The sequence below is a fragment of the Mesorhizobium sp. M1E.F.Ca.ET.041.01.1.1 genome (genome assembly GCF_003997355.1).
Classification (GTDB): domain Bacteria; phylum Pseudomonadota; class Alphaproteobacteria; order Rhizobiales; family Rhizobiaceae; genus Mesorhizobium.
Genome location: NZ_RZSL01000045.1, coordinates 1 through 21009 on the forward strand (window position 1 = coordinate 1; position 21009 = coordinate 21009).

A 21009-nucleotide genomic window follows, 5' to 3' on the forward strand; every position below is an offset into this window, starting at 1 on the left:
GTCTCGTGGCGCTGAAGGCGCGCGGCCTCAAGAGCGTCGAGCTGGTCGTGTCCGACGACCATGCCGGCCTCGTCGCGGCAATCGGCGAGGTGATCCCCGAAGCCGCCTGGCAGCGCTGCTACGTCCACTTCCTCAGGAACGCGCTCGATCACCTGCCGAGGAAACATGGCGACGACTGCCTGCAGGAGCTGCGCTGGCTCTACGACCGGCGCGATCTCGCCGAGGCCAAAGCCGATCTCGCCGCATGGCTGTCCAAATGGTCGGGCCGCTATCCAAGGCTGACGACGTGGGTGGAGGAGACCATCGAGCGCACGCTGACCTTCTTTTGCCTGCCGCATGCGCACCCGCGACCATCGAAATAGTCGGGCCGAGCAAGATCAGGGAAAGCTCTTTCCCGTAAATTCTTTTGAGCCCCAGACAGACGACGGTCGCGGACAAGCATACCATGAGGATCGCTGGAACTACCAAAAAAAGGCACGGTTACACGCCATCCCAATGCTCGGCTAATACAAGGGAAATAACAACGGAATAACGAGAGCGGAAACCAACTGTTCCCGGCAACGCTATTCCTTGTCGCCCTTGCCCCTGTTGCGCTCTGACGGCCTTCTCTGGCCAGCACCATGAACTCTATGCCGCGGCTTACGCCTTCCTTTCGCACCGAAAGCGGACAGCGGGACGTAATGCGAGAGCCGTAGTCGCGCCCCAAGCGGACAATGCAAAAGTGGCCCTGCTCCATATCATCGTTCGGGCAATCCCGCCTGGATCAAGGCTTCGACCATCTGGCGCGCCCATTCCGGTTTGTTACGAAAGATGGGCAGCGACCGGTATCGCTCTATCGTGAACCCCGGCCGGGCGGCCAGCAGCTTTTGCGCGGCCCAGCGCGCGGTATCCAGGTCGCCGATCATCGCCGACCAGGCGGCGAGGTATCGATAGAAAATCATGATGTCGGGAGGGACGGCGACGACCGTGTGCTGGCTCACATATCAGCTGGGCGAGCTGCGATACCCGCGTGCCTCGACCATCGCGGTCATGGAGCCTCTGCCATGTTCCTGGCAATGGCGATTAATCGGTGGACAACGCCCTTTGGATTCGAATCCAGCCAAACAGTCCGGATTGAGTTGACACTGTTCTGGCCTTCTACGGGCTTCCAAATCGCGGAATCGACGGCGACCGTCCTGGCGTAGCTTTCGGCGGCCAAAGTGACGCCTTGTCCGAGTTGCACCTTGAGGATGACCGTCGCCTGGTTCGCGCGGCACGTGTGGACAGCAGGGCCGCCATCCGTCGCAATGCGCTGCAGCAGGCGCAGGTCCACCGGCGGTCCCTCTGATCCGGTCGGAACGAGCAGGCACATTTCCGCAAGGTCGGACCATGCGATCGCCGGCCTGTCGACAAGAAAATGACGCGACGGCAGCAGGACGAAGAGGCGCTCCTGCCAAAACACCTCCGTGCAGCAAGATGTGAAGGGGCCGAGGTCGTACGTGAACGCAACGTCGAGGCGTCGGCGGCGTATGGCTGCCAGGCACTGCCCGGTGGGAATATCCTCAATGGTCAGGCTCACGTCCGGGTAGATGGCGACGAAGCGATCGATGAGACGCTTGAGGAATTCTCCCCCTGTCACCCAACACAATCCAACGCGGAGCGTCTTTGCATCCTTGTGATCGCGCGTACAGTGGGTGAAAGCGTCGAGCAAGCCGTCGTAGTGAGCCCGCGCAACGTCGGTCCAGGCTCGACCTGTCTGGGTCAACCGAACCCCGCGAAAATCGCGCTCGAAGAGTTGCATCTCCAAAAGTTGTTCGAGCTTGAGAACGTTGCGGCTAACAGAGGACCCCCGAACGCCCAGCGCTCTTGCCGCCTGCCGCAAGCTGCCGTGATCCGCGGCTGCAAAGGCATAGGCCAGCAACCGCAAGGCGTTGCCATTTGGCTTCATTTATCAGACGCTTTGGGGATATCGTCGCGGGTCATGTCTGTTTCCGCGCAACGAGTTCGGATCTCATCTCCCCGCGAGAAATTGCGATCAACTGGATCCATAAGCCCCGCGTTCCGTGAACCAGTCTTGGACAATGCGTTGAGGCATCATTTTTCTTGCTCGACGGCACCGAAGGCGAGCCCCCGAAACAAGTTGTTTTCATAGACATATTCATTTGGAATGGCCGGGTCTGCCATTTGCGAGAGATACAGATTTAGATTTTCTCTACTGTTGCTCGCTGCAAGGCTGCAGAAATTCCCGCTATTCCACGTTATGATGCAGTGATTGAAATGCGCGCCCACGACGCGAGACATCTCCTCCAGCGTCACCTCATTTTTGAACATCGTCGCCAGGACGGCGGTCCTCTTTTTCTCGATTTCCTCCTGCGGGAAGTACCGCGCCTTGAAGCCTAGATCCTTCTGCCACTCCCGGCGCGCGTAGTCGTTTTCGTCCACCGCCCGAAACTTTTCGACGAAGACGAAGATGCCTCCTTCCTTCAGGTGCTGCATCACAAACTCGATCTGCTTCACTCTGTTCGGCGAGTACATTTGGAAGGTGGTATCCTCCAGAATGAAATCGAAGCCGGAAGCGAATTTTGCGAGCCGGACGTCTGAGCAGAGAACCTCCTTGGTCAATCGATGGAACGGTCCGACGAAAAACTCGGCGTCGGGCGGTTCGCCATATGCCATGAAGCATTTGTAATTTTCCGCGTTGGGGCTGCAAGACAGGCTACGGATGTGTCCATCCGACAACTCGGAGAGGGTTCTCGCCATAGTGCCTTCGGCTGTTCCGAGGCTGTATAGCGACAGCGGGGTCTGACAATACCGGGCGTATTTCAGCATGGCGTAGGCCATCCGGCACTCCTCCTCCAGTCGGTAAGGAATGCTGCCGTGATAGTGCTGGTCGAAAAAGCCTTGGCGAGCGGCATGCAGGCCGACCAGCCCGCGAAGCAGGTCATCGCTCGGAAGAAGCCGGGTATCAACCACGGGCTTGCGGATCGGCATCCCACTCTCTCCAGCGGCGGTCGCCGCGAAGAAGCCAGTGAGTTCGTTGATCCGTGGGCCATGGTCGCATTCGGCCAGGAAATCGTCGAGTCCTCGCATTGCAGTGCCTCCCACAACCGTCTGAGTGAGACGCCTAAATCTCGACAGCGAAATAAAGATTAGCTTAGCTTAATATTTCAGACGGTCGAGTATAGACGAGGCAATGGGTAGACCGGAGTGGTACAAACCGCTTTCATTCAGTTGCCGTTTTTTCACTCAAGCCACATCTTCTACCAACCCTGAATTATTTGTGAGTTGTCCAGCAACCTATGATTAGGCACAGAAAAGGGGGGACAGCGAACTACTCACAGCAAGGAGGTCGGACCGATTGGCGGAGCGTTTTTGCCTCGACCCGGACAAGATACGCCCCTCGCGGCACCAGACACTAGCTCACCAGTATGAGAGCTGGGGAAACATACGAGCGGACTTAATTAGGAGAACAGGATTAGAACGACAGGAAACGAGAATTGGGCACACCTGCCATATGTTCTTGATTAATCTGAAAGGTGCGGCGCGGCGCGGAGAAGACTTCATTAACGGGCGCCGGGTTTCGTTCTCCGTAAGGCGGCCCGGCTCGATAATCTATATTCCAGCCGAAAGCGAATGGACTGGCTGGGATGAGGGTGACGCCCTAGCGTCGTACCTGCTTGTGTCGATCGCACGGGAATTTGCCGAACAGACTTTTGAGGGATCGGCGTCCTACCGCCTGGCGGAGGTGCCACCATGGATCGGATTTCGTGACAGCACCATGGAAATGGCGTTGCAAAAAATAGCGGCCGAGCTCAGGTTCCCCGATCCGATCAGCGTGACGATGGTGGAGAGTCAGGTCACGCAGTTGTTCGTGCAGATGGTCAGGTTGAACCAAACCGGCCATCAGCCGGTCAAAGGCGGTCTTTCGGCCTTCGATCTCAAACGCGTCGTGGGAATGATCGAGTCATTGTCTGACGGCGGGCCCACACTGGCCGACCTGGCAAAGGAGCTTGGCATCAGCCGGTTTCATTTCAGTAGGGCCTTCAAACAGTCGACAGGTATGACGCCGCATGCATTCATTGCACGGCGCCGACTTGAGCGATCCGCGGATATGCTGCGATCCACGAATTTGTCGGCAACCGGAATCGCTCTGGAGTGCGGCTTCGCCAACTCGAGCCACTTCACGACCGCGTTCAAACGGGCCTTCGGAACGAACCCGATAGAATTTCGGCGCAAGTGCAGGATTTAGCCCGACACATCTCCTTTTTCAGCAAGGAATTGAAAAGTCCGCCATCACGGTAAAGCAGACACCGCCGGAGTGAGTATGACGTGTGGCCCTATGGTTGGGTGGCAGCCGATGTCAGACACAGTGCGAATTCATCGTGACAAAAGACCGTTCATGCAGTCCAGAGAGTTCCTCGGATTCTTGGCCAGCACGTTATCGGCGTCGGTCGGGCGAAATGGCTATTACATTGCATCCGCATGGATGCTTGTCGAGGCAGGGCACGGAAGTGCCGGCGTGGCGACGTTGCTTGCGATTGTCAGCGTGGTCGAGTTTGTTGCGAGCCCTCTGGTCGGCGCGGCGGTGGATCGGTTCGATCGACAACGGTTGAATATCGCGGCGGACCTCAGCCGCATTGCCGCCGTGCTCGCCACAGCTAGCGCGCTTCTCTATCTGGACGTGTTTGTAACGATCTGCCTCTCAGCGGTCCCCTTCGCATTCTGTGATCGTGTTGCTCTTACCAGCTCGCAATCAATGATCCCCCTCGTGGCGCGAGGCAGCGATCCCGTAGCCTCAAATTCCACCGTCTTCTTCGTCACGCAATTCGGATGTTTAGGGGCAGCGTTGCTTGTTGGTCCGTTGCTCGGTGAGCACTCCCCTGCCCTGATGTTCATCATCCTTGCCGGTTTCTTCGTTGTTTCAGCGGCCAGCCTGTCTTCACTGCGCCTGGCCTCGGCGCCGAACGCCGTCTGCAGGGCCAACAGTTTTGCAATCAACTTCGATCTGCACCTTCTTCGCCTCTTTGCCGTGTATGCGCTCCTCTATGGAGGCGCGGTGTTGGTCAGTGTGATGGGATCAAGCTTTGTTTTCGAAGAACTGAAGGGTAACGCTGTGGATTTCGGCCACGTCGAAGCGGCGTGGTCGGTGGGCTCGCTGATCGGAGCGGTCCTTCTAGTCAGGCTGACAAGGGGGATAAGCGCTCATACACTGCATCTCATGCTCTTGTGGTCAACTGCGCTCGCGCTGATGGCGCTAATATTCCTGCGCGGGCCTTGGACACTGACGATCTTTGCCGCGCTTGGACTCCTCTACAATATGGGCCGCGTCAGCATCGAGGTCACACTGCAGTCGCGTGCATCCAATAAGATGTTGGGCCGAGCGAAAGGTACCATGCATAGTCTGGCTGTCGGATTTGGGCTGGTCATATTCGGCATCGTGACCATTTTGGGGGGCAGCGTAATCCCTTCGATGATTTTTTTCAGTTTCGGCGTGATGCTCATCATTAGCGTTTCTGCATTGAGTATCGGCATCGCGCAGCATACGAGCGGGTCGTGACGTGGGCGAGCTAGCAACAAATGCGGATGCCAAACTGGCGGTCCTCAGGTCACTGGCAACGCTCTACCCATGGATGCAACCGTATTACTCCCGACCGCTCCGCGACTATGCGTTCCGCCTGTTCGACGTGCCAGCTTCGAAAACTATGCCGGACATTCGTCGGCACGCCCTAACCAAGCTGCGCGGTACGATCGAGAATGCAGGAAAGCGAAACGGATTGCCGATCGATGCCGTCGCACAAATCTGTAGAGAGTTCGAAGAGCGCCGTGTGTTGCAGACAGGGCCTCATCTGCTTCTTCTTCTGGATCCGGAAGCGTTCTACACGCATGTTCTTAGCTTCGTTGGCCTCTCGGCTCATGGTTGCTCGACCTACGTGTCCTATGCTGTTTCGACGGTGAGCCTCGTTGAAAAGGCTCGCAAGGGCCCTGGCTGGCTGACGGTGGACAGGAGGTCGATCAACGTCTTCGGCCTCAGCCGAAACCGCATGATCGGATTCAGCCTCCTGACCGGGCCTGGATCCTATCGGTTGGAACTGGTGCCGGCGGAGCAAGGCGCTGAGGGAGACGCGCTTACGCTACTTCAAAACCTCATGCCGAAGGGCCAATTCGAGCGGCCGGCTCACGCCATCAAGGCAGCTAATCTCAGCCTTTGGCCAAAACTCTTCGGAGACCGTTTTGCGTTCCTGCAGATCGATGACGAGGACATGGCCGATTTGGTGGGGGACCACCTGTCCGAGGAGGATTCCTGGCTACGGGCGAGGCTGCTGGACCACCCAAAGCTCGCAATGAACATCCTTGCCGAAATCGACAAGCTGGCAGGCCCGTGGGGTGGCTGGCTCGCTCGCGGTACGGATTTCTTTTGGTTCTATGAAAATGGCAGGCGGCTGCCATTGCGGCTGGTGGGTGGCGAACTCATCAATGTGGCAACCCGAACGAAGGTGGCTCGCTTCGCTGCTCCCGATATCGTCGAGCAACTGGCAAACCGCAGCCTGGTCCCCAACCTGTTCCTCATGTTTCTAGTCTTGTCGATCTTGCCGGGCGTGCGCGCTCTAGGTGGGAGTCATCAGCCGGTCTATTTTCCCTTAATGCGCTACGTCTTGTACCGAGCGCTGGAAGCCGCCGGGGGGGATAGCGATCTTCGACACGCTCTCGCGACAGACGACATACCGGGAGCTTGGGGACATCGAGTAATTGAATGCGATGTCGACCCTTTCGAATTAATCCGAAATGAACGCACTTGCGAAACCAGCGATATCATCGACCGCTTCCGCAATATGCCTTTAACTGAAGCCTGTGGACGCATGACCAGCTTTGTTTCGGACACGTCGTGGCAAGAGCTTCACCGACGGTTGCAAGAGCAGGTGATCACCACGGCCGATACGGAATGGGCTTTTGCTTAAGCAGAGATGCGCCAAACGTCATATACCAGCGATGTATCGAACGTCTGATTGGGGCCGTTGAACGAGCCCGCTGCGCGAGATGGGCGCGTGTGGTGAGCAGGGATCACGAGCGGGAGGTCGCGCGCTCGCGTTGAGCGCCGTCCGGAGTCCCTTTCGACCGGGTGAGAAACTTCTGTTTGCTGCGGCCGGTGCCGGCCTGACCGGCGCAACGCTGAAGGTTGGCGTTTCGTCCAAGGCCTGCGCATTGCGATAGTGCTGCTTATCCTACCGCCCTGACACTAAGGAACTTCCAGCCGGCCATACCATTCTGCCTCAAACTCGCGCAGGATTGCCCGCGCCGCGAGCAGATCGTTGGCTTTTTGGTAGAGCTGATGGTCTGTGAGATTATTCAACTCGCGATCGGCGAAGCGATCAGCTTCGGCCATCCACTCGTCAACGTTACTCCAGAGCTTGCGTATCGTATCTCCCTCCTGCGGAAGGATGAACGATTAGCCCATCCTAATGTTCTATCTGACCGCCTCAGCTGCAGCTAACCCGCCTTAGATTCGGGCTTTCAAGGCGGCGCGTTCGGGCCTGAGCAGACAGTTGCTCACACGCAGAGGCCGATCGCCAACCCGCCATAGCGTTCCACGAGTTTCGCGATCCGTAGGCGAAGGGCGGAAAGAAGCGCCAGGACAACCACCAGTCGGACGGCCATTTGGGACGCTACCAGAACCTCGATCCGAATTTGACTAGCGACAGGTAGAAGAGCGGATTCCGGCGGCGCCCGCAAGGTGTCCTTCGTTCGCATGCTGCGCACATTAGCCATAGCGCATATACTATCAAACAACCGGTGCCCGTCCCCCGACCCACACCGGCCAGGCCCGGCAGAGTGCTGGCCTACCCCGCCAGTTTGCCGGGCCGCTATGGCTTGGCCTGCTCGTGAATCCGTAAGGCCAGGCCCCTTCATTCGCATGACGGAATGCTCTCCCGAGAGCTGATATAAATGCGCCCAGCCGGTGCGCGGTTTTGTTGGTAGTTCCAGCCACCGGTCGGCCCGGCGGGTCTTCCTGAACTGGCTTGCCGGGCCGCTCCCGCTTCAAGGCGTCCAGCCTTTGCGCTTGCTCGGCGTCACCGCATCGTTGCTGAAATGCAGGTTGCGGTCATCGCGGCCGGCGTCGCAGCATTCATGGCAATAGAGCACCATGCAAGCTTGGACGTGTTCCCGCAAGAACCGATTCCTGGAGAAAGCGCCTACCGCAAACTCGACAACGTGACGCTCACAGCGCACGCGGCCTACATGACCGACGACGCCCATGAGGAGCTGTGGCGCAGGACACTTGCCGGGCTCGACGCATCAGCGACGGCTTCACCAGGTCCGTCAAACCTCAGCCAGAGACGAGGCGGCGGACCAAATCTGGCGCGCTCGTGACCTGCATTTTGCGGGACCAGGTGGGTAGACTGATGTTGAGCGTACGGGCGACTTCCTTGCCCGTGTGAGCCTTGATCAGCAAGGCGGCGACATCCCATCCGTCGCGTCAACGACATGCAGACGGAACGATCTTGCTTCGGCACCTTCAAGAAGTCCGGCAACAACGAGTTCACTGGCGAAATCGTCACGCTCAGCGTCCAGGCCCGTGGCGTCCGCATCGTCCCCGAAAATCGCGCCAACGGCGAAAACGCCCCCAGCCACCGGGTCTTCGTCGGCCGAGCAGAGATCGGCGCCGCCTGGGCCAAGCAGTCCAACGAGGGCCGCAACTATCTGGGCCTCAAGCTCGACGATCCGAGCTTCACCTCCCCGATCTTCGCAAATCTCTTCAACGACGAAGACGGTGAGGGCTACAGCCTGATCTGGTCCCGCCCGAGCCGCCGTAACGCAGAATAGGAGGCAAACAAAAGGTTCCGCCCGGGCCAACCGGGCGGAACCTCAAGTGACCAACTGGAGTGGTACGGCACACAGCCGCAGCGACGCCAGCACAGCATCGCGTGATGCCCTTTGAGCTCCTCCACCTCCGAGGTGGCATCTGTAAGGATCGTGTTTTAGGTCTCGCACGTTGGGGATGTGCAAATCATGATCGAGCCATTCGACGACACCGCCCCCACGGGGGACGAACTCACAGACTATGATCGCAGCCACGTTAAGCTCTACATGCGCTTGTTCGACGCCGATGCCGACGGTGCTGATTGGCGTGAGGTGGTCAAAGTTCTCTTCGGGATCGACCCTGCAAAGGAGCCGCAGCGCGCTCGACATGTCCACGATACCCACTTGGCGAGGGCGCGCTGGATGACGCGCACCGGTTACCGCCACCTTCTACGCCAAACTGACACCTAGCGAATATTTCCAGGGTGATGCTGAAAGAGCATCACGCGATGCGTTTTGGGGGCCTTCCGCCTGTCGCCAGAGTCGGGAATCGATGCGTGCACAACCTGCAGTTTTAGCAAGGAGCTGCACGATGAAGCCCGACACGTCGCATTGGCGAGACAACAGCAGCTACGAGTTCTTCGATGACTTGCCAATCGAAGGCCTGGCCTGGGAATGTCTTCGCCGCTCAGATTCTTATCTGCGGCATTATCTGGCACTTGTGCGTGAGGGAATTGAGAGGCATCCCTTACCAACTGAAGCGCAGAAGCGCTGGGGGTTGCGATTTCGCGGCCCGACCCGACTTATCCGCATTGACGCAAGACGTTCTGTGGTCACCTCTCGCCAACCCCGCGGTGGTGACCCTCATGGCCTCGCCAGATTTCCTGTCCTGCGAATCTTTGACAGCGCCCGTTGAGGTTGGCAAACAGCACGAGAGTCCCCAGGGATTTCATGCCATCCGCCACGGTGGGATAGCGACACAGCTGCTCCTCCTTCCTGGGAGCGCAACGGGCCGATCCCTCATGGCCTTGGTCCCGCTCGATTCCCAAACGCTCGGACGGGTTGAGGCCCTCGTGCGTTTCTGGCGCTCCTGTCATAGGCGGCCCGTGCCGCCGGACACACGAATGACGATTCACCAGAGGCGCCGCCTGCGCCTCATGATGCAGGCCTCCGATGGCCGCAAGAACGGCGCCAGCTACCGTGAAATCGCGACTGCTTTTTATGGCACAGGGCGTGTTGCCTCCAATGCGTGGAAAACCTCGTCCCTTCGCGACACCGTGATCGGTCTCGTCAAGGGCGGCGGAGCCATGATTTCCGGCGGCTATCTGCAACTGTTGCGCCACCGCAGGCGGGCCTAGCGCCCTGGGGTGGCAATATCAGGCCCCCCAATCTTCCCCATCCCTCACGACGCCTCCTTTCCGCCACCGTGATCGCCGCCCGCCGCTGAGCGTCAGCGGTTCACCGAAGCCCCACGGAGGTTCGACAAATGCGACCTGATCTAGCCGTTTTGCCGCCGCGCTTTCTGCGCACCAAGGAAGCTGCCGAGTTCCTCAGCCTGTCGTCGCGCACGCTCGAAAAACACCGCACCTACGGCACGGGTCCCGCCTACCGTAAACTTGGCGGCCGCGTCGTCTATGCAGTTGACGACCTCCAGGCCTGGGCCCAGCGCGGCGCAGTGACTTCGACTTCTGACCCACGCGGCTCAGTGCTTCCCGCCAAGCGCCATACCCCTGCAACTTCCACGCCGATCGGACGCTACGTGCGTTGAGCTGCGCTCAATCTGTGCAAAGAGCGCCGCACTAACACAACGGCGCCAATCATCAATCACGCATCGCGGTTGCTTTCCGCAAGATCAGGACAAAGGCCAATGGGCACTGTCGTTGACTTTCGTTCATGCCGATCGGCGTCAGGCGCTGTTGCCGGCGAAGGCTTAACTGATGTCGAACTGACCTGGGTCGAGAAAAAGATCGAGTGCTGGATCCGCTTCGGTTCGGTCGCTCGGGAAAAGGTACTCGATCGGCGCCGACGCATCGTCTCTTTTCGGCCCGGTGACATCTTCGCCTTCGTCAGATGGGCAGCGAACGGCTACGACACGATCATCTCGCGCGTCGATATTGTGCGCGTGGTTGCCGAGGGCGAAGCCTATCAGACGCTGCCGTTCGTGCGGCCCGGCGGTGACATTCTGCTCACCGCTCAAGGCTGGCCCAAGGTCGAGCGCGTGCTGCAGACGATCGATGGCATCGAACAACTCGGCATCGATCCGGGAGCGGTCTCGCCCGATCACTGGCGGCACATCCACAACCGAATGACGGTTGGGCAGGCGCCTCGTACTTATACGATGGACCTTCACCGAGCCTACCTCCTGCGCCGGCGGGTCCAGCCATGATGCGGTCACCGATCGTCCTTGTGACGGCACTGGCGACCATGGGAGCGCTCTGCCCGGTTCTCAAGCATATCCCGCCGAAGTTTGTCTGGAACGCGTCGGCCAGCGCAGCGATCGGTCTCTATCGGATCGATGCAAGGGGACCGTTTGGAGCCGATGACCTCGTCGCCGTCGAGCCGCCTGAAACGCTTACAACGTTCCTGGCTGACCGCGGCTATCTGCCGAGGGGCGTGCTGCTCATGAAGCATATCCTTGCAGTTTCCGGTCAAACCGTTTGCCGGAACAAGTTCACGATTTCGGTCGATGGCAGCGAAGTCGGCGTTGCGCTTCAGCGCGACCGCGCAGGGCGTGAACTGCCGGGCTGGCAGGGCTGCCGAGGCATTCCGGTCGGCGCAGTTTTCCTCATGAACCGCCAGATCCGCGACAGCCTCGATGGTCGCTACTTCGGCCTCATCTCCACCGATCACATTATTGGCCGCGCGGTCCCGCTGTGGACCGACGAGCAGGGCGACGGCTGCTTCCAATGGCGCGCTTCAGCGCGGTGAGAGCTTCACCGGCAGCGCCCCTTCGTGCCGCCACCCAATCGTCACCGCGCACATCAAAGACAGGAGAAATGACATGCCGCAGATCGGAGAATTCAACCGCCATCAGACTGGGCATTGGAGGCGAATTCAAACGCTCAGCCTCAACCTTGAGGTCGCAATTGTCGCGGCCGAAGCGAGCGATGCGGACAATGTGCCCGACTATGGTGTGCATGCTGGTGGCGAAGATGGCGTCGTGATTGGCGCCGGCTGGATACACTCCAGCGAGAAGGTCGGCGAATTCATATCGCTGCAGACAGACGACCCGACTTTCGCGCGGCCGATTCGCGCTTACGACAAGAAGTCCTGGTCTTTGCAATGGTCGCGCCAGCGCGATCGCGCCGAGAAGGACTAAGCGATGTCGGCGCGCCGTCAGCCGGCGAGCCAAGCGGGAGCGCTCGCATTGCCTCGCGCGCTCTGGCGCTCGGCCTTGTTTGTGCTTGGCGGACTTTGCATCACCTGCGTGGTTGCCGCCTCTGCACCGGCGAAGGACCTGCCGGCTGTGATGCCGCCGGCCCGCAATCGTTACGACACTCACATTGCGGAAGCGGCGAAGCGCTTCCGCCTTCCGCCGACCTGGATCCGCGCCGTCCTTGGCGCCGAAAGTGCCGGCGACCAACGCGCCACATCGCGCAAGGGCGCCATGGGGCTGATGCAGATCGTGCCCAACACCTGGTCTGACCTGCGCGTTCGGTACCGACTAGGCGCCGATCCCTACGACCCGCACGACAATATCATCGCCGGCTCGGCCTATATCCGCGAGTTGGTTGATCGCTACGGATGGCCCGGCTGGATTGCCGCATATAATGCTGGCCCTCGGCGCTACGAAGCGTCGCTGAAAGGCAGGCGGCTGCCTCGGGAAACGCTTGCCTATGTCGCTATCGTTGCGTCTGCCATCGGCAACACTGGTACGATGAAAGCTAACAGCCCGACGTTCTCCGGACGGTATGGCTGGAAGTACGCTCCGCTGTTCGTCGCGCAGCCGAGCGACACCCCGGGCGACCCTTCGACACGGCCGGAGCGCTCCCGCGATGACGCTTCAAAGACTGTGCCCAAGGAAGGATTGGCCGACGCCGCACCTCGATCGACCGGCCTGTTCGTTCCCGAAGCGAGCAAGAAGTCCGCGCCATGAGCCGCCCCGACGCTCTTCGCCCCATCTCGTGGTTCTGCGTGCCATGGCGTACGGACCGGGTAGGTGCAGGCAAACCGACCGAGCGATGGCAGGATAAAAGGGCGCACATTGCGCGCCGGTCGAACGGTAGGATTTGCCAGGTTTTCGGGCCCACGTCGCACATTGCGGCCCCTATGGGCAATGTGCGCGGAGCGCCAGAAGCCTTGTGTTCGCGTCGTCTTTTCCACATTGCCGGACAGCGCCATGGCTGATGAGCGCGCGTTTCGCATTCGGCCAGGTCGCATCCGCTCGACCCGCGCCCAGCAGGCACGGCCCTTCATCGCCCAGGCGCTAGCGGCGGCGAAAAAAGCCGGCGGTGGCGTCTCGCACTCGGGAAAATTCATTTCCGGCAGCCGCTCCCGGTTTGGTCACGGACAGCGCGCCAGCATCCAGGCCAATCGCCTTATCACCTCGCGATCGCGCGGCGCAGTCGTAAAGGCTCGCGTTGTCCGTCATACCGCAAGCGCTGCCTCACTCGCCACTCATCTCAGTTATTTGCGTCGCGAGGGCGTGACCCGGAACGGAGAGAAGGCGGGGTTGTTCGGGCCGCAGACGGGGGATGCCGACGGCGCGGCCTTCGCCGCGCGCGCCAAGGATGATCGGCACCATTTCCGTTTCATCGTCTCTCCCGACGACGCCCTCGAGATGGAGGACCTCAAATCCTTCAGCCGCGATCTGGTGGGGCAAATGGAGAAGGACCTCGGCACGCGGCTCGACTGGGTCGCGGTCGATCACTGGAACACCGAGCATGCGCACGTTCATCTGATCGTGCGCGGCCTGCGCGACGACGGCCAGGATCTGGTCATCTCGCGCGATTACATCAAGGAAGGCATGCGAGACCGGGCTCGCGACCTGATCACCCAGGAACTGGGGCCGCGAACCGATCTCGACATCCGCCGCTCACTCGAAAGCCAGATCCAGTCCGAACGCTGGACCCAACTCGATCGCCAGTTGCTTTGCGACAGCCGCGACACCGGGGTCATCGATTTAGCCCAACGCCCTCACAACCAGCCCGACGAATATCATGCGCTCAAGATTGGCCGTCTGCGGAAGCTTGAAGCGCTTGCTCTCGCCGACCAGGTCGGCCCGGGCCAATGGGTCCTCGACGTCCAGGCCGAAGCGAGGTTGCGCGAGCTTGGCGAGCGTGGCGACATCATAAAGCGCATGCATCGCGCACTGTCCGCGCGAGGGATCGAGCGGGGCTCGGCCAGTTATGTGTTGGCCGCCGAAAGTCTCGATACACCCATTGTCGGCCGGCTGGTCGAACGCGGACCCGATGATGATCTGGGCAGTGCGGCTTACGCGGTTGTCGATGGTATTGACGGACGTATCCACCACATCAGACTTTGCGCTCTGGACGCCGCTGGCGACGGCCCGCCGGGATCGATTGTCGAGCTGCGCAAGTTCGATGATGGGCGTGGCCGGCGCCGGATCGCGCTTACCGTGTGCTCCGATCTCGCTGTGGATGAACAGGTTGCCGCACCGGGTGCGACCTGGCTCGACCGCCAGGCAATCGCCGGCGAGCCTGCAGCTCTTGCGGAGGGGGGCTTCGGCGCCGAGGTCGGCGACGCCTTAGACCGCCGGACCGAACATCTGGTCAATCATGGGCTCGCCGAGAGGCAGGGCAACCGGATCATCTTCACCACTAACCTGATCGATACGCTGCGCCGCCGCGAGCTGGAGATGATTGGCGACAAGCTCGCGTCCGATAGCGGACGGCCCTTCAACCGTGCCGCCAGCGGCGACTACGTCGCCGGCACCTATGGCCAGCGCTTGTCCCTCGCATCCGGCCGTTTCGCCGTGATCGACGACGGCCTTGGGTTCCAACTTGTACCCTGGACGCCCTGCCTCGAAAAACATCTCGGCCAGCATGTCTGCGGTGTCGCTCGTGGTGACGGCGGCATCGACTGGAGCTTTGCCCGCAAGCGCGGGCTCGGTCTCTGACAGTTTTGGAAAGGATCACGCCATGTCCGCCACGAAAATCCTCTGGGGTCAGATCCTCACTGTCTTCGGAATCGTCCTTTTGACGACCTGGACGGCGACGCAATGGACCGCATGGCGGCTTGGGTTCCAGACGCAACTCGGACCGACCTGGTTCGAAGTCGCCGGCCTGCCTGTCTATTATCCACCCGCCCTGTTCTGGTGGTGGTACTTTTATGATGCCTACGCCCCAACCATCTTCGTGGAAGGCGGACTGATCGCCGTGTCCGGCGGCTTTGTCTCGATCATTGTAGCAATCGGCATGTCGGTGTGGCGCGCACGTGAAGCCAAGGACGTCGTGACCTACGGTTCGGCGCGATGGGCCGTCAGGAGAGAGATAGAGGCTGCCGGGCTGCTCGGCGCCGACGGTGTGGTGCTCGGGCGCTATCACCGTCATTACCTTCGCCATGATGGTCCCGAGCATGTGCTGTGCTTCGCACCGACCCGCTCGGGCAAGGGCGTTGGCCTGGTGGTGCCATCGCTGTTGACCTGGCCGGGCTCGGCGATTGTCCACGACATCAAAGGCGAGAATTGGCAAATCACCGCCGGTTTCCGTTCTCTGCACGGTCGAGTCCTGCTCTTTGATCCCACCAATTCGAAATCGTCGGCCTACAATCCTTTGCTGGAGGTCCGCCGTGGTGAATGGGAGGTCCGCGACGTCCAGAACATCGCCGACATTCTCGTCGATCCGGAAGGCAGCCTGGAAAAAAGAAACCATTGGGAAAAGACCAGTCACGCACTGCTGGTCGGCGCGATCCTTCACGTCCTCTATGCCGAGAAGGACAAGACGCTCGCCGGCGTCGCCGCCTTCCGTTCGGATCCGAAGCGCCCGATCGAGTCCACGCTGGCGGCTATGATGAAGACCGCCCATTTGGGAGAAGCAGGCCCGCACCCGGTCATCGCCAGTGCGGCGCGCGAATTGCTCAACAAATCTGACAATGAGCGGTCGGGCGTGCTCTCCACGGCGATGTCCTTCCTCGGTCTCTATCGCGACCCCGTCGTCGCCGAGGTGACGAGGCGCTGCGATTGGCGCATCAGCGACATCGTCGGCGGCATCAAACCAGCGACACTTTACCTGGTGGTGCCGCCCTCGGACATCAATCGGACCAAGCCGCTCATTCGCCTTATCCTCAACCAGATTGGGCGTCGCCTGACCGAGGACCTTCGGGCGAAAGGTCATCGGCATCGGCTTCTGCTCATGCTCGACGAGTTTCCTGCGCTCGGCCGCCTCGACTTCTTCGAAACTGCCTTGGCTTTCATGGCCGGCTATGGGCTGAAGAGCTTTCTGATCGCGCAATCGCTTAACCAGATCGAGAAGGCTTACGGCCCGAACAACTCCATCCTCGACAATTGTCATGTGCGCGTGAGCTTCGCAACGAATGATGAGAGGACCGCCAAACGTGTGTCTGACGCGCTCGGCACTGCAACCGAGATGCGGGCGATGAAGAACTATGCCGGTCACCGGCTTTCGCCCTGGCTCGGACATTTGATGGTGTCGCGGCAAGAGACCGCCCGCCAACTGTTGACGCCTGGCGAGATCATGCAGCTTCCGCCGACCGACGAGATCGTCATGGTGGCGGGAACCCCACCGATCAGGGCGAACAAGGCACGCTATTACGAGGATGTTCGCTTCCGGGAACGCGTCTTGTCGCCGCCCGAGCTGACCCGAGCCGAGAAGGCCTCTGCTTGTGATTGGAGCAGCCCACCGGTCCTGAAACGCCCCGAGGTCGACGAAGCCCCCGGCGCGCGGGGCGATGAAGATCCGACCGGGTCCGAACGGCGCCTGCAACCCGAACTGAACCGTGCGCGGGCGTTCGAGAAGGCGGCTCCGATCGAAAATGAGTTCGAGATCGGTCCGGTAGACGATAGCGACGACGACGGTGCTGTGCGCAATCGGCGCCTCGCCCGCCTCATGCAGGGCGTGGCACGGCAGGTCTCGCTCGACCGAGATGACGGCATGGAGTTTTAGCCGCCATGATCAGCCGCAAGAAGAAAGCGCAAATCTCCGTCTATCTCGACGGGGCGATCATGAAGATGCTGGCCGAGTATGCGGCCCGGCGCGACCAGCCCCAATCGATGATTGCAGAGGCCGCGATCGCGTCGTTTTTGTCGCCAGATGCTGACGAACGTCGCGAGGCTGCTATCGCCAAACGCCTCGATCAAGTTGATCGCCGCCTCGCCCGGCAGGAGCGCGATATCGGCATCGCGGTCGAAACCCTGGCGGTGTTCGTGCGGTTCTGGCTCGCGACCACGCCAGCGTTGCCGGAACCTGCGGCCCAGGGGGCTCGCGCCAAGGCGGCCGAACGCTATGAGGCTTTCGTCTCAGCCTTGGGCAGACGTTTGGCCAAGGGTCCAAAACTGCGGCAGGAGATATCGGAGGATATCGATCCAGTTGACGATAAGGGAATGCCGTCCCCAGCCGGAATGTAGGCTCTTGTTGGCCCATGAGTGCCAGAGATTTTCCTCTGCCGTTTGCCCGCCAATGATACCCAACCAGCGGGGAGTATTGGTTGTCGTCTCCGACATGCCTCGAACTGCCAATTCCCGACAAAGCGACTGAGCGGCAACATATTGCGTGCTCGAGTGCGGGCATGAATTCGGCGCGGCCTTGCACCGGAATGACGGCGCAGGGATAGCCACCGGCCGCAGCCTGACGTTCGATATGGACTACTGCGACCAGAAAAAGCAAGCACTTGGGCGCTTGTCGCCCCCGCCCTGCGTTAACGTCCAGCACCGAACAATAAGCTTGAATAGCAGTTGCCTATCATTGTGCTGGACGGGGAACCCTTATCTTGGCCTAATGGCGTCTTGCCTGACTGAAAGAGGCGATCGGGGCGGCGAGACAAGGTGGACGTATGAAGTTCGCGCCGACGACTATTTTGCCGCTGACGGCGGTGCTGACTCTCGCAGCAGGCTGCTCCTCGACCGTCGCATCGATCGATCCGGGGAAATACGACAAGATGAGCTGCGCCGAGCTCAACAGCGCGCTCGGCGACACGGCGACCGACATTTCGCGGACGGCGATCAGCCGCGGCAAGGTCGCCAACACCAGCGTGCCGAGCTGGCTGCTCGGCGGCGAGCGCGTCAAGACGGTGGTGGCCAATCGCGATACCGCCCGAATCGAGAAGCTGCAGCAACAGCAGCAGGCAATCGTCGCGGCAAGGAAGCAAAGGTGCCCATCATCGCAATGAGCTAGCAGCGGCCGGTGGCGGTCTTATGCGCTGATCCGGAACCTAGTCGTATCGATCGCGGCGTTCATCAGCGTCCGCGTGTAGGCTTCGCGCGGATCGCCGAAGATCTCCTCGGTCGGCCCTTGCTCGACGATCTTTCCCTGCTTCATGACGATGATGTAGTCGGCCATGGCGCGCACCACCGCGAGGTCGTGGCTGATGAAGAGGTAGGACAGCTCGTTGTCGGCCTGCAGCTTGCGCAGTAATTCGACGATCTGCTTCTGCACGGAGCGGTCGAGCGCCGAGGTAGGCTCGTCGAGCACCACCACTTTCGGCTTCAGGATCATGGCGCGGGCAATGGCGATGCGCTGGCGCTGGCCGCCCGAGAATTCGTGCGGATAGCGGTTGCGGGCGTTGGGGTCGAGGCCGACCTCGCGCAGCGCCTCGACGGCGCGATGGTCGCGCTGCTTGCTGCTCAGCGAGGGCTCGTGCACCAGAAGCCCCTCGGTGATGACTTGGCCCACCGTCATGCGCGGCGACAGCGAGCCGAACGGGTCCTGGAAAACCAATTGCAATTCGCGCCGCAGCGGCCGCATCGCCTGGCGGTCCGCTTCGGAGATGTCGCGGTCGCCGAAGCGGATCACGCCATCGCTGGGCAGGAGCCTCAGCAGCGCGCGGCCGAGCGTCGACTTGCCGGACCCTGACTCGCCGACGATGCCGATCGTCTGATTGCGCTTCAGCCGGATCGAGATCTTGTCGACGGCGCGCAGCATCAGCGGCTCGCCGCCGAGGAAGCCGCCGCCGATCTTGAAGACGACCTCGACATTCCTGCCTTCGAGCAGCACCGGCGAATTTGTGGGCGGCGCCGCCTTGGTGCCGGTCGGCTCGGCCGCGAGCAGCATCTTGGTATAGGCATGCTGCGGATTGGCGAAGAGCGCTTCCGCATCGCCCTCCTCCACCACCTCGCCCTGGCGCATCACATAGACGCGGTCGGCGAAGCGGCGCACGATGCCGAGATCGTGGGTGATGAAGACGATCGCCATGCCGAGCTTGCGCTGCAATTCGGCAAGCAGCATCAGGATCTGCGCCTGGATGGTGACGTCGAGCGCCGTCGTCGGCTCGTCGGCGATCAGAATGTCGGGATCGTTTGCCAAAGCCATGGCAATCATGACGCGCTGGCGCTGGCCGCCAGACATTTCATGCGGATAGGATTTCATCCGCCGCTCGGGATCGGGGATGTGCACCAGTCTTAGGAGCTTCAGCGCTTCCTCACGCGCGGCCTGCGCGTTCAGGCCGCGATGCCGGCGGATCGGTTCGATGAGCTGATTGCCGATGGTATAGAGTGGATCGAGCGAGGTCATCGGCTCCTGGAAGATCATGCTGATCTTGCGACCGCGAACCTTGTTGAGCTCGCTCTTGGTCATCTCCAGAAGATTGCGGCCGCGATAATCGACCTGGCCGCTCGCCTCGCCATTGGAGGAGAGCAGGCTCATCGCCGCCATCATCGTCTGGCTCTTGCCGGACCCGGACTCGCCGACCACGGCGACGGTCTCTCCTGCCTTCACGTTGATATTGATGCCCTTGACCGCCTCGACCGTGCCGTCGAGGGTCTGGAAGCGGACGCGCAGGTCCTTGACGCTGAGGATCGTTTCGGAAGCCATGTCAGCGATCCCCATCTTTATCGATCTTTCGGGTCGAGCGCGTCGCGCAGACCGTCGCCGACGAAGTTCAGCGCGAACAACGTCGAGACGAGGAAGAAGGCCGGGAACAGGAGCAGCCAGTTGGCGTAGCCGATGTTCTTGGCGCCGACCGAGATCAGCACGCCCCAGCTTGTCATCGGCTCCTGCACGCCGAGGCCAAGGAAGGACAGAAAGCTCTCCAGGATGATCACCTGCGGCACCAGCAGCGTCATGTAGATGACGACCGGGCCGAGCAGGTTCGGAATGACGTGGCGCACGAGGATGCCGCGATGGCCGACGCCCATGGCTTCGGCTGCCTGGACATATTCCTGCCTGCGGATCGACAGCGCCTGGCCGCGCACGATACGCGCCATGTCGAGCCACAGCACCGCGCCCACCGCCAAAAACATCAGCACGAAGTTGCGGCCGAAGAACACCACCAGCATGATGACGAAGAAGATGAACGGCAACGAGTAAAGCACGTCGACGATGCGCATCATCACCTCGTCGACCCTGCCGCCGGCAAAGCCGGACGTCGCGCCGTAGATCACGCCGATGACGCCGGCGACGACGCCGGCAAGCAGGCCGATGGCTAAAGAAATGCGCCCCGCCATCAGCGTGCGCGAGAGCAGGTCGCGCCCGGTGTTGTCGGTGCCGAAGAAGAAATATTGCTGTTTGACCGCGGAGCTCATCGTCACTTCGAGCCCGTCGGGCGACTTGCTTTCGATCCTGGTGTCGTCGAAGGCGTCGGAGCGATCGAGATAGCGGATGTTTCGCTCGTCGACCGGCTTCTTGGACGTGACGGTGACGATGACGCGGCTGCCGTCCTGGTGCCATTCCTTGATGTCGACGCGCATGCGCTTGATCGCATCGCTCAGAGCGCCCTGGATCATGTCCGGCTTGGGATAGGCCGAAAGGCTCGGCGGCGTGCGGACATAGTCGCCGTAGATGGTCGTGTATTCGTGCGGCACGACCATCGGGCCGAACACGCTGATGATGGAGATAAACGCCAGGTAGTAGAGGCTGAACATGGCGGCGCGGTTGCGCTTCAGCCGCGCCCAGGCATTGCCCCAGAGCGAGCGGCCGACGATCGGGTCCGGAACGGCTACGGCGAGCTCAGTCATAGCGCACCCTCGGATCAACGACCGCGTAGAGGAGATCGACGATCAGGTTGAAGACGATGGTGAAGAGCGCGATCACCACCACGGTTCCCATGACCAGCGTGTAGTCGCGGTTGAGCGCGGCATCGACGAAGTAGCGGCCGACTCCC

At 60.9% G+C, this 21009-nt stretch carries 24 protein-coding genes and 1 pseudogene; 18 read left to right on the forward strand and 7 right to left on the reverse strand.

Annotated features, from left to right (window positions below; all coding sequences use genetic code 11):
• A pseudogene (locus EOA38_RS06510) lies at nucleotides 1–335 on the forward strand (transposase); the annotation flags it as partial.
• A 402-nt stretch (nucleotides 336–737) separates the two neighbouring features.
• Here the strand turns inward: EOA38_RS06510 and EOA38_RS06515 are convergent.
• From EOA38_RS06515 to EOA38_RS06525, 3 genes are all read right to left on the reverse strand, one after another.
• Nucleotides 738–980, reverse strand: coding sequence for a hypothetical protein (locus EOA38_RS06515; protein WP_245468403.1), 243 nt, complete (start codon nucleotides 978–980; stop codon nucleotides 738–740).
• 47 nt (nucleotides 981–1027) lie between these two features.
• A complete protein-coding gene (locus tag EOA38_RS06520; RefSeq protein WP_127220261.1) occupies nucleotides 1028–1927 on the reverse strand; it encodes a LysR family transcriptional regulator in 900 nt (299 codons plus the stop codon).
• A gap of 146 nt (nucleotides 1928–2073) precedes the next feature.
• Nucleotides 2074–3069 (reverse strand): class I SAM-dependent methyltransferase, encoded by a 996-nt coding sequence (locus EOA38_RS06525; RefSeq protein ID WP_127220260.1) that lies wholly within the window; start codon nucleotides 3067–3069, stop codon nucleotides 2074–2076.
• A gap of 424 nt (nucleotides 3070–3493) precedes the next feature.
• Between EOA38_RS06525 and EOA38_RS06530 the strand changes: the two genes are divergently transcribed.
• The 3 genes from EOA38_RS06530 to EOA38_RS06540 all read left to right on the forward strand — a co-directional run bounded on the left by EOA38_RS06530 (nucleotide 3494) and on the right by EOA38_RS06540 (nucleotide 6935).
• On the forward strand, nucleotides 3494–4228 hold the full coding sequence (locus tag EOA38_RS06530; RefSeq protein ID WP_245468402.1) for a helix-turn-helix domain-containing protein: 735 nt from the start codon (nucleotides 3494–3496) through the stop codon (nucleotides 4226–4228).
• A 150-nt stretch (nucleotides 4229–4378) separates the two neighbouring features.
• Nucleotides 4379–5536, forward strand: coding sequence for an MFS transporter (locus tag EOA38_RS06535; RefSeq protein ID WP_127220258.1), 1158 nt, complete (start codon nucleotides 4379–4381; stop codon nucleotides 5534–5536).
• Nucleotide 5537: 1 nt separating this feature from the next.
• Nucleotides 5538–6935, forward strand: a complete 1398-nt coding sequence (locus tag EOA38_RS06540; protein WP_127220257.1) for a hypothetical protein — start codon at nucleotides 5538–5540, stop codon at nucleotides 6933–6935.
• 278 nt (nucleotides 6936–7213) lie between these two features.
• Here EOA38_RS06540 and EOA38_RS39000 read toward each other — a convergent pair whose 3' ends face one another.
• A complete protein-coding gene (locus EOA38_RS39000; RefSeq protein ID WP_189350208.1) occupies nucleotides 7214–7360 on the reverse strand; it encodes a hypothetical protein in 147 nt (48 codons plus the stop codon).
• A gap of 704 nt (nucleotides 7361–8064) precedes the next feature.
• Here EOA38_RS39000 and EOA38_RS06545 point away from each other — a divergent pair.
• The 14 genes from EOA38_RS06545 to EOA38_RS06605 all read left to right on the forward strand — a co-directional run bounded on the left by EOA38_RS06545 (nucleotide 8065) and on the right by EOA38_RS06605 (nucleotide 18081).
• Nucleotides 8065–8346: a hypothetical protein gene (locus EOA38_RS06545; protein ID WP_127298786.1), complete on the forward strand. Its 282-nt coding sequence runs from the start codon at nucleotides 8065–8067 to the stop codon at nucleotides 8344–8346.
• A gap of 114 nt (nucleotides 8347–8460) precedes the next feature.
• Nucleotides 8461–8799, forward strand: coding sequence for a DUF736 domain-containing protein (locus tag EOA38_RS06550; RefSeq protein WP_127298787.1), 339 nt, complete (start codon nucleotides 8461–8463; stop codon nucleotides 8797–8799).
• A gap of 186 nt (nucleotides 8800–8985) precedes the next feature.
• Entirely contained in the window at nucleotides 8986–9246 is a 261-nt protein-coding gene (locus tag EOA38_RS06555) for a DUF2285 domain-containing protein (protein WP_126095135.1), read from the forward strand.
• A 121-nt stretch (nucleotides 9247–9367) separates the two neighbouring features.
• Nucleotides 9368–9691 (forward strand): DUF6499 domain-containing protein, encoded by a 324-nt coding sequence (locus tag EOA38_RS40235; RefSeq protein ID WP_245480785.1) that lies wholly within the window; start codon nucleotides 9368–9370, stop codon nucleotides 9689–9691.
• Nucleotides 9692–9797: 106 nt separating this feature from the next.
• On the forward strand, nucleotides 9798–10133 hold the full coding sequence (locus tag EOA38_RS40240; RefSeq protein WP_245468436.1) for a DUF2285 domain-containing protein: 336 nt from the start codon (nucleotides 9798–9800) through the stop codon (nucleotides 10131–10133).
• Between the two features lie 128 nt (nucleotides 10134–10261).
• Nucleotides 10262–10543, forward strand: coding sequence for a helix-turn-helix domain-containing protein (locus EOA38_RS06565; protein WP_127220730.1), 282 nt, complete (start codon nucleotides 10262–10264; stop codon nucleotides 10541–10543).
• A 99-nt stretch (nucleotides 10544–10642) separates the two neighbouring features.
• Entirely contained in the window at nucleotides 10643–11161 is a 519-nt protein-coding gene (locus EOA38_RS06570) for a DUF2840 domain-containing protein (protein ID WP_127298789.1), read from the forward strand.
• The gene (locus tag EOA38_RS06575) at nucleotides 11158–11703 is read left to right on the forward strand and encodes a S26 family signal peptidase (protein WP_127298790.1); all 546 of its coding nucleotides are present in this window, start codon (nucleotides 11158–11160) and stop codon (nucleotides 11701–11703) included. Before EOA38_RS06570 ends, EOA38_RS06575 begins: the two co-directional genes overlap by 4 nt.
• A 73-nt stretch (nucleotides 11704–11776) precedes the next feature.
• Nucleotides 11777–12094: a DUF736 domain-containing protein gene (locus EOA38_RS06580; RefSeq protein ID WP_127298791.1), complete on the forward strand. Its 318-nt coding sequence runs from the start codon at nucleotides 11777–11779 to the stop codon at nucleotides 12092–12094.
• A 3-nt stretch (nucleotides 12095–12097) separates the two neighbouring features.
• Entirely contained in the window at nucleotides 12098–12871 is a 774-nt protein-coding gene (locus EOA38_RS06585; protein ID WP_127298792.1) for a lytic transglycosylase domain-containing protein, read from the forward strand.
• A gap of 243 nt (nucleotides 12872–13114) precedes the next feature.
• Nucleotides 13115–14854 (forward strand): VirD2 family relaxase/mobilization nuclease, encoded by a 1740-nt coding sequence (locus EOA38_RS06590; protein ID WP_127298793.1) that lies wholly within the window; start codon nucleotides 13115–13117, stop codon nucleotides 14852–14854.
• 22 nt (nucleotides 14855–14876) lie between these two features.
• Nucleotides 14877–16859 carry a conjugal transfer protein TraG gene (locus EOA38_RS06595; protein ID WP_127298794.1) on the forward strand — a complete coding sequence of 661 codons (1983 nt, stop codon included), beginning with the start codon at nucleotides 14877–14879 and terminating at the stop codon, nucleotides 16857–16859.
• A gap of 5 nt (nucleotides 16860–16864) precedes the next feature.
• Nucleotides 16865–17320: a CopG family transcriptional regulator gene (locus EOA38_RS06600; protein WP_127220737.1), complete on the forward strand. Its 456-nt coding sequence runs from the start codon at nucleotides 16865–16867 to the stop codon at nucleotides 17318–17320.
• Between the two features lie 425 nt (nucleotides 17321–17745).
• Nucleotides 17746–18081 carry a hypothetical protein gene (locus EOA38_RS06605; protein ID WP_126095145.1) on the forward strand — a complete coding sequence of 112 codons (336 nt, stop codon included), beginning with the start codon at nucleotides 17746–17748 and terminating at the stop codon, nucleotides 18079–18081.
• Nucleotides 18082–18104: 23 nt separating this feature from the next.
• Here the strand turns inward: EOA38_RS06605 and EOA38_RS06610 are convergent, their stop codons facing one another.
• The 3 genes from EOA38_RS06610 to EOA38_RS06620 form a co-directional block, all read right to left on the reverse strand.
• The gene (locus EOA38_RS06610; protein WP_127298795.1) at nucleotides 18105–19721 is read right to left on the reverse strand and encodes an ABC transporter ATP-binding protein; all 1617 of its coding nucleotides are present in this window, start codon (nucleotides 19719–19721) and stop codon (nucleotides 18105–18107) included.
• 17 nt (nucleotides 19722–19738) lie between these two features.
• Nucleotides 19739–20863 carry an ABC transporter permease subunit gene (locus EOA38_RS06615; protein ID WP_127298796.1) on the reverse strand — a complete coding sequence of 375 codons (1125 nt, stop codon included), beginning with the start codon at nucleotides 20861–20863 and terminating at the stop codon, nucleotides 19739–19741.
• On the reverse strand, nucleotides 20856–21009 hold a 154-nt coding region (locus EOA38_RS06620; RefSeq protein WP_127298797.1), incomplete at its 5' end, for an ABC transporter permease subunit. The genes EOA38_RS06620 and EOA38_RS06615, both read right to left, overlap by 8 nt.

What these genes read in the sequence shown, in the direction of transcription:
- EOA38_RS06520 (WP_127220261.1), bottom strand. Translation starts at nt 1,927, where the DNA reads ATGAAGCCAAATGGCAACGCCTTGCGGTTGCTGGCCTATGCCTTTGCA.
- EOA38_RS06525 (WP_127220260.1), bottom strand. Translation starts at nt 3,069, where the DNA reads ATGCGAGGACTCGACGATTTCCTGGCCGAATGCGACCATGGCCCACGG.
- EOA38_RS06530 (WP_245468402.1), top strand. Translation starts at nt 3,494, where the DNA reads ATGTTCTTGATTAATCTGAAAGGTGCGGCGCGGCGCGGAGAAGACTTC.
- EOA38_RS06535 (WP_127220258.1), top strand. Translation starts at nt 4,379, where the DNA reads ATGCAGTCCAGAGAGTTCCTCGGATTCTTGGCCAGCACGTTATCGGCG.
- EOA38_RS39000 (WP_189350208.1), bottom strand. Translation starts at nt 7,360, where the DNA reads ATGGCCGAAGCTGATCGCTTCGCCGATCGCGAGTTGAATAATCTCACA.
- EOA38_RS06545 (WP_127298786.1), top strand. Translation starts at nt 8,065, where the DNA reads ATGCAGGTTGCGGTCATCGCGGCCGGCGTCGCAGCATTCATGGCAATA.
- EOA38_RS06550 (WP_127298787.1), top strand. Translation starts at nt 8,461, where the DNA reads ATGCAGACGGAACGATCTTGCTTCGGCACCTTCAAGAAGTCCGGCAAC.
- EOA38_RS06555 (WP_126095135.1), top strand. Translation starts at nt 8,986, where the DNA reads ATGATCGAGCCATTCGACGACACCGCCCCCACGGGGGACGAACTCACA.
- EOA38_RS40235 (WP_245480785.1), top strand. Translation starts at nt 9,368, where the DNA reads ATGAAGCCCGACACGTCGCATTGGCGAGACAACAGCAGCTACGAGTTC.
- EOA38_RS40240 (WP_245468436.1), top strand. Translation starts at nt 9,798, where the DNA reads ATGGCCTTGGTCCCGCTCGATTCCCAAACGCTCGGACGGGTTGAGGCC.
- EOA38_RS06565 (WP_127220730.1), top strand. Translation starts at nt 10,262, where the DNA reads ATGCGACCTGATCTAGCCGTTTTGCCGCCGCGCTTTCTGCGCACCAAG.
- EOA38_RS06570 (WP_127298789.1), top strand. Translation starts at nt 10,643, where the DNA reads ATGGGCACTGTCGTTGACTTTCGTTCATGCCGATCGGCGTCAGGCGCT.
- EOA38_RS06575 (WP_127298790.1), top strand. Translation starts at nt 11,158, where the DNA reads ATGATGCGGTCACCGATCGTCCTTGTGACGGCACTGGCGACCATGGGA.
- EOA38_RS06580 (WP_127298791.1), top strand. Translation starts at nt 11,777, where the DNA reads ATGCCGCAGATCGGAGAATTCAACCGCCATCAGACTGGGCATTGGAGG.
- EOA38_RS06585 (WP_127298792.1), top strand. Translation starts at nt 12,098, where the DNA reads ATGTCGGCGCGCCGTCAGCCGGCGAGCCAAGCGGGAGCGCTCGCATTG.
- EOA38_RS06590 (WP_127298793.1), top strand. Translation starts at nt 13,115, where the DNA reads ATGGCTGATGAGCGCGCGTTTCGCATTCGGCCAGGTCGCATCCGCTCG.
- EOA38_RS06595 (WP_127298794.1), top strand. Translation starts at nt 14,877, where the DNA reads ATGTCCGCCACGAAAATCCTCTGGGGTCAGATCCTCACTGTCTTCGGA.
- EOA38_RS06600 (WP_127220737.1), top strand. Translation starts at nt 16,865, where the DNA reads ATGATCAGCCGCAAGAAGAAAGCGCAAATCTCCGTCTATCTCGACGGG.
- EOA38_RS06605 (WP_126095145.1), top strand. Translation starts at nt 17,746, where the DNA reads ATGAAGTTCGCGCCGACGACTATTTTGCCGCTGACGGCGGTGCTGACT.
- EOA38_RS06610 (WP_127298795.1), bottom strand. Translation starts at nt 19,721, where the DNA reads ATGGCTTCCGAAACGATCCTCAGCGTCAAGGACCTGCGCGTCCGCTTC.
- EOA38_RS06615 (WP_127298796.1), bottom strand. Translation starts at nt 20,863, where the DNA reads ATGACTGAGCTCGCCGTAGCCGTTCCGGACCCGATCGTCGGCCGCTCG.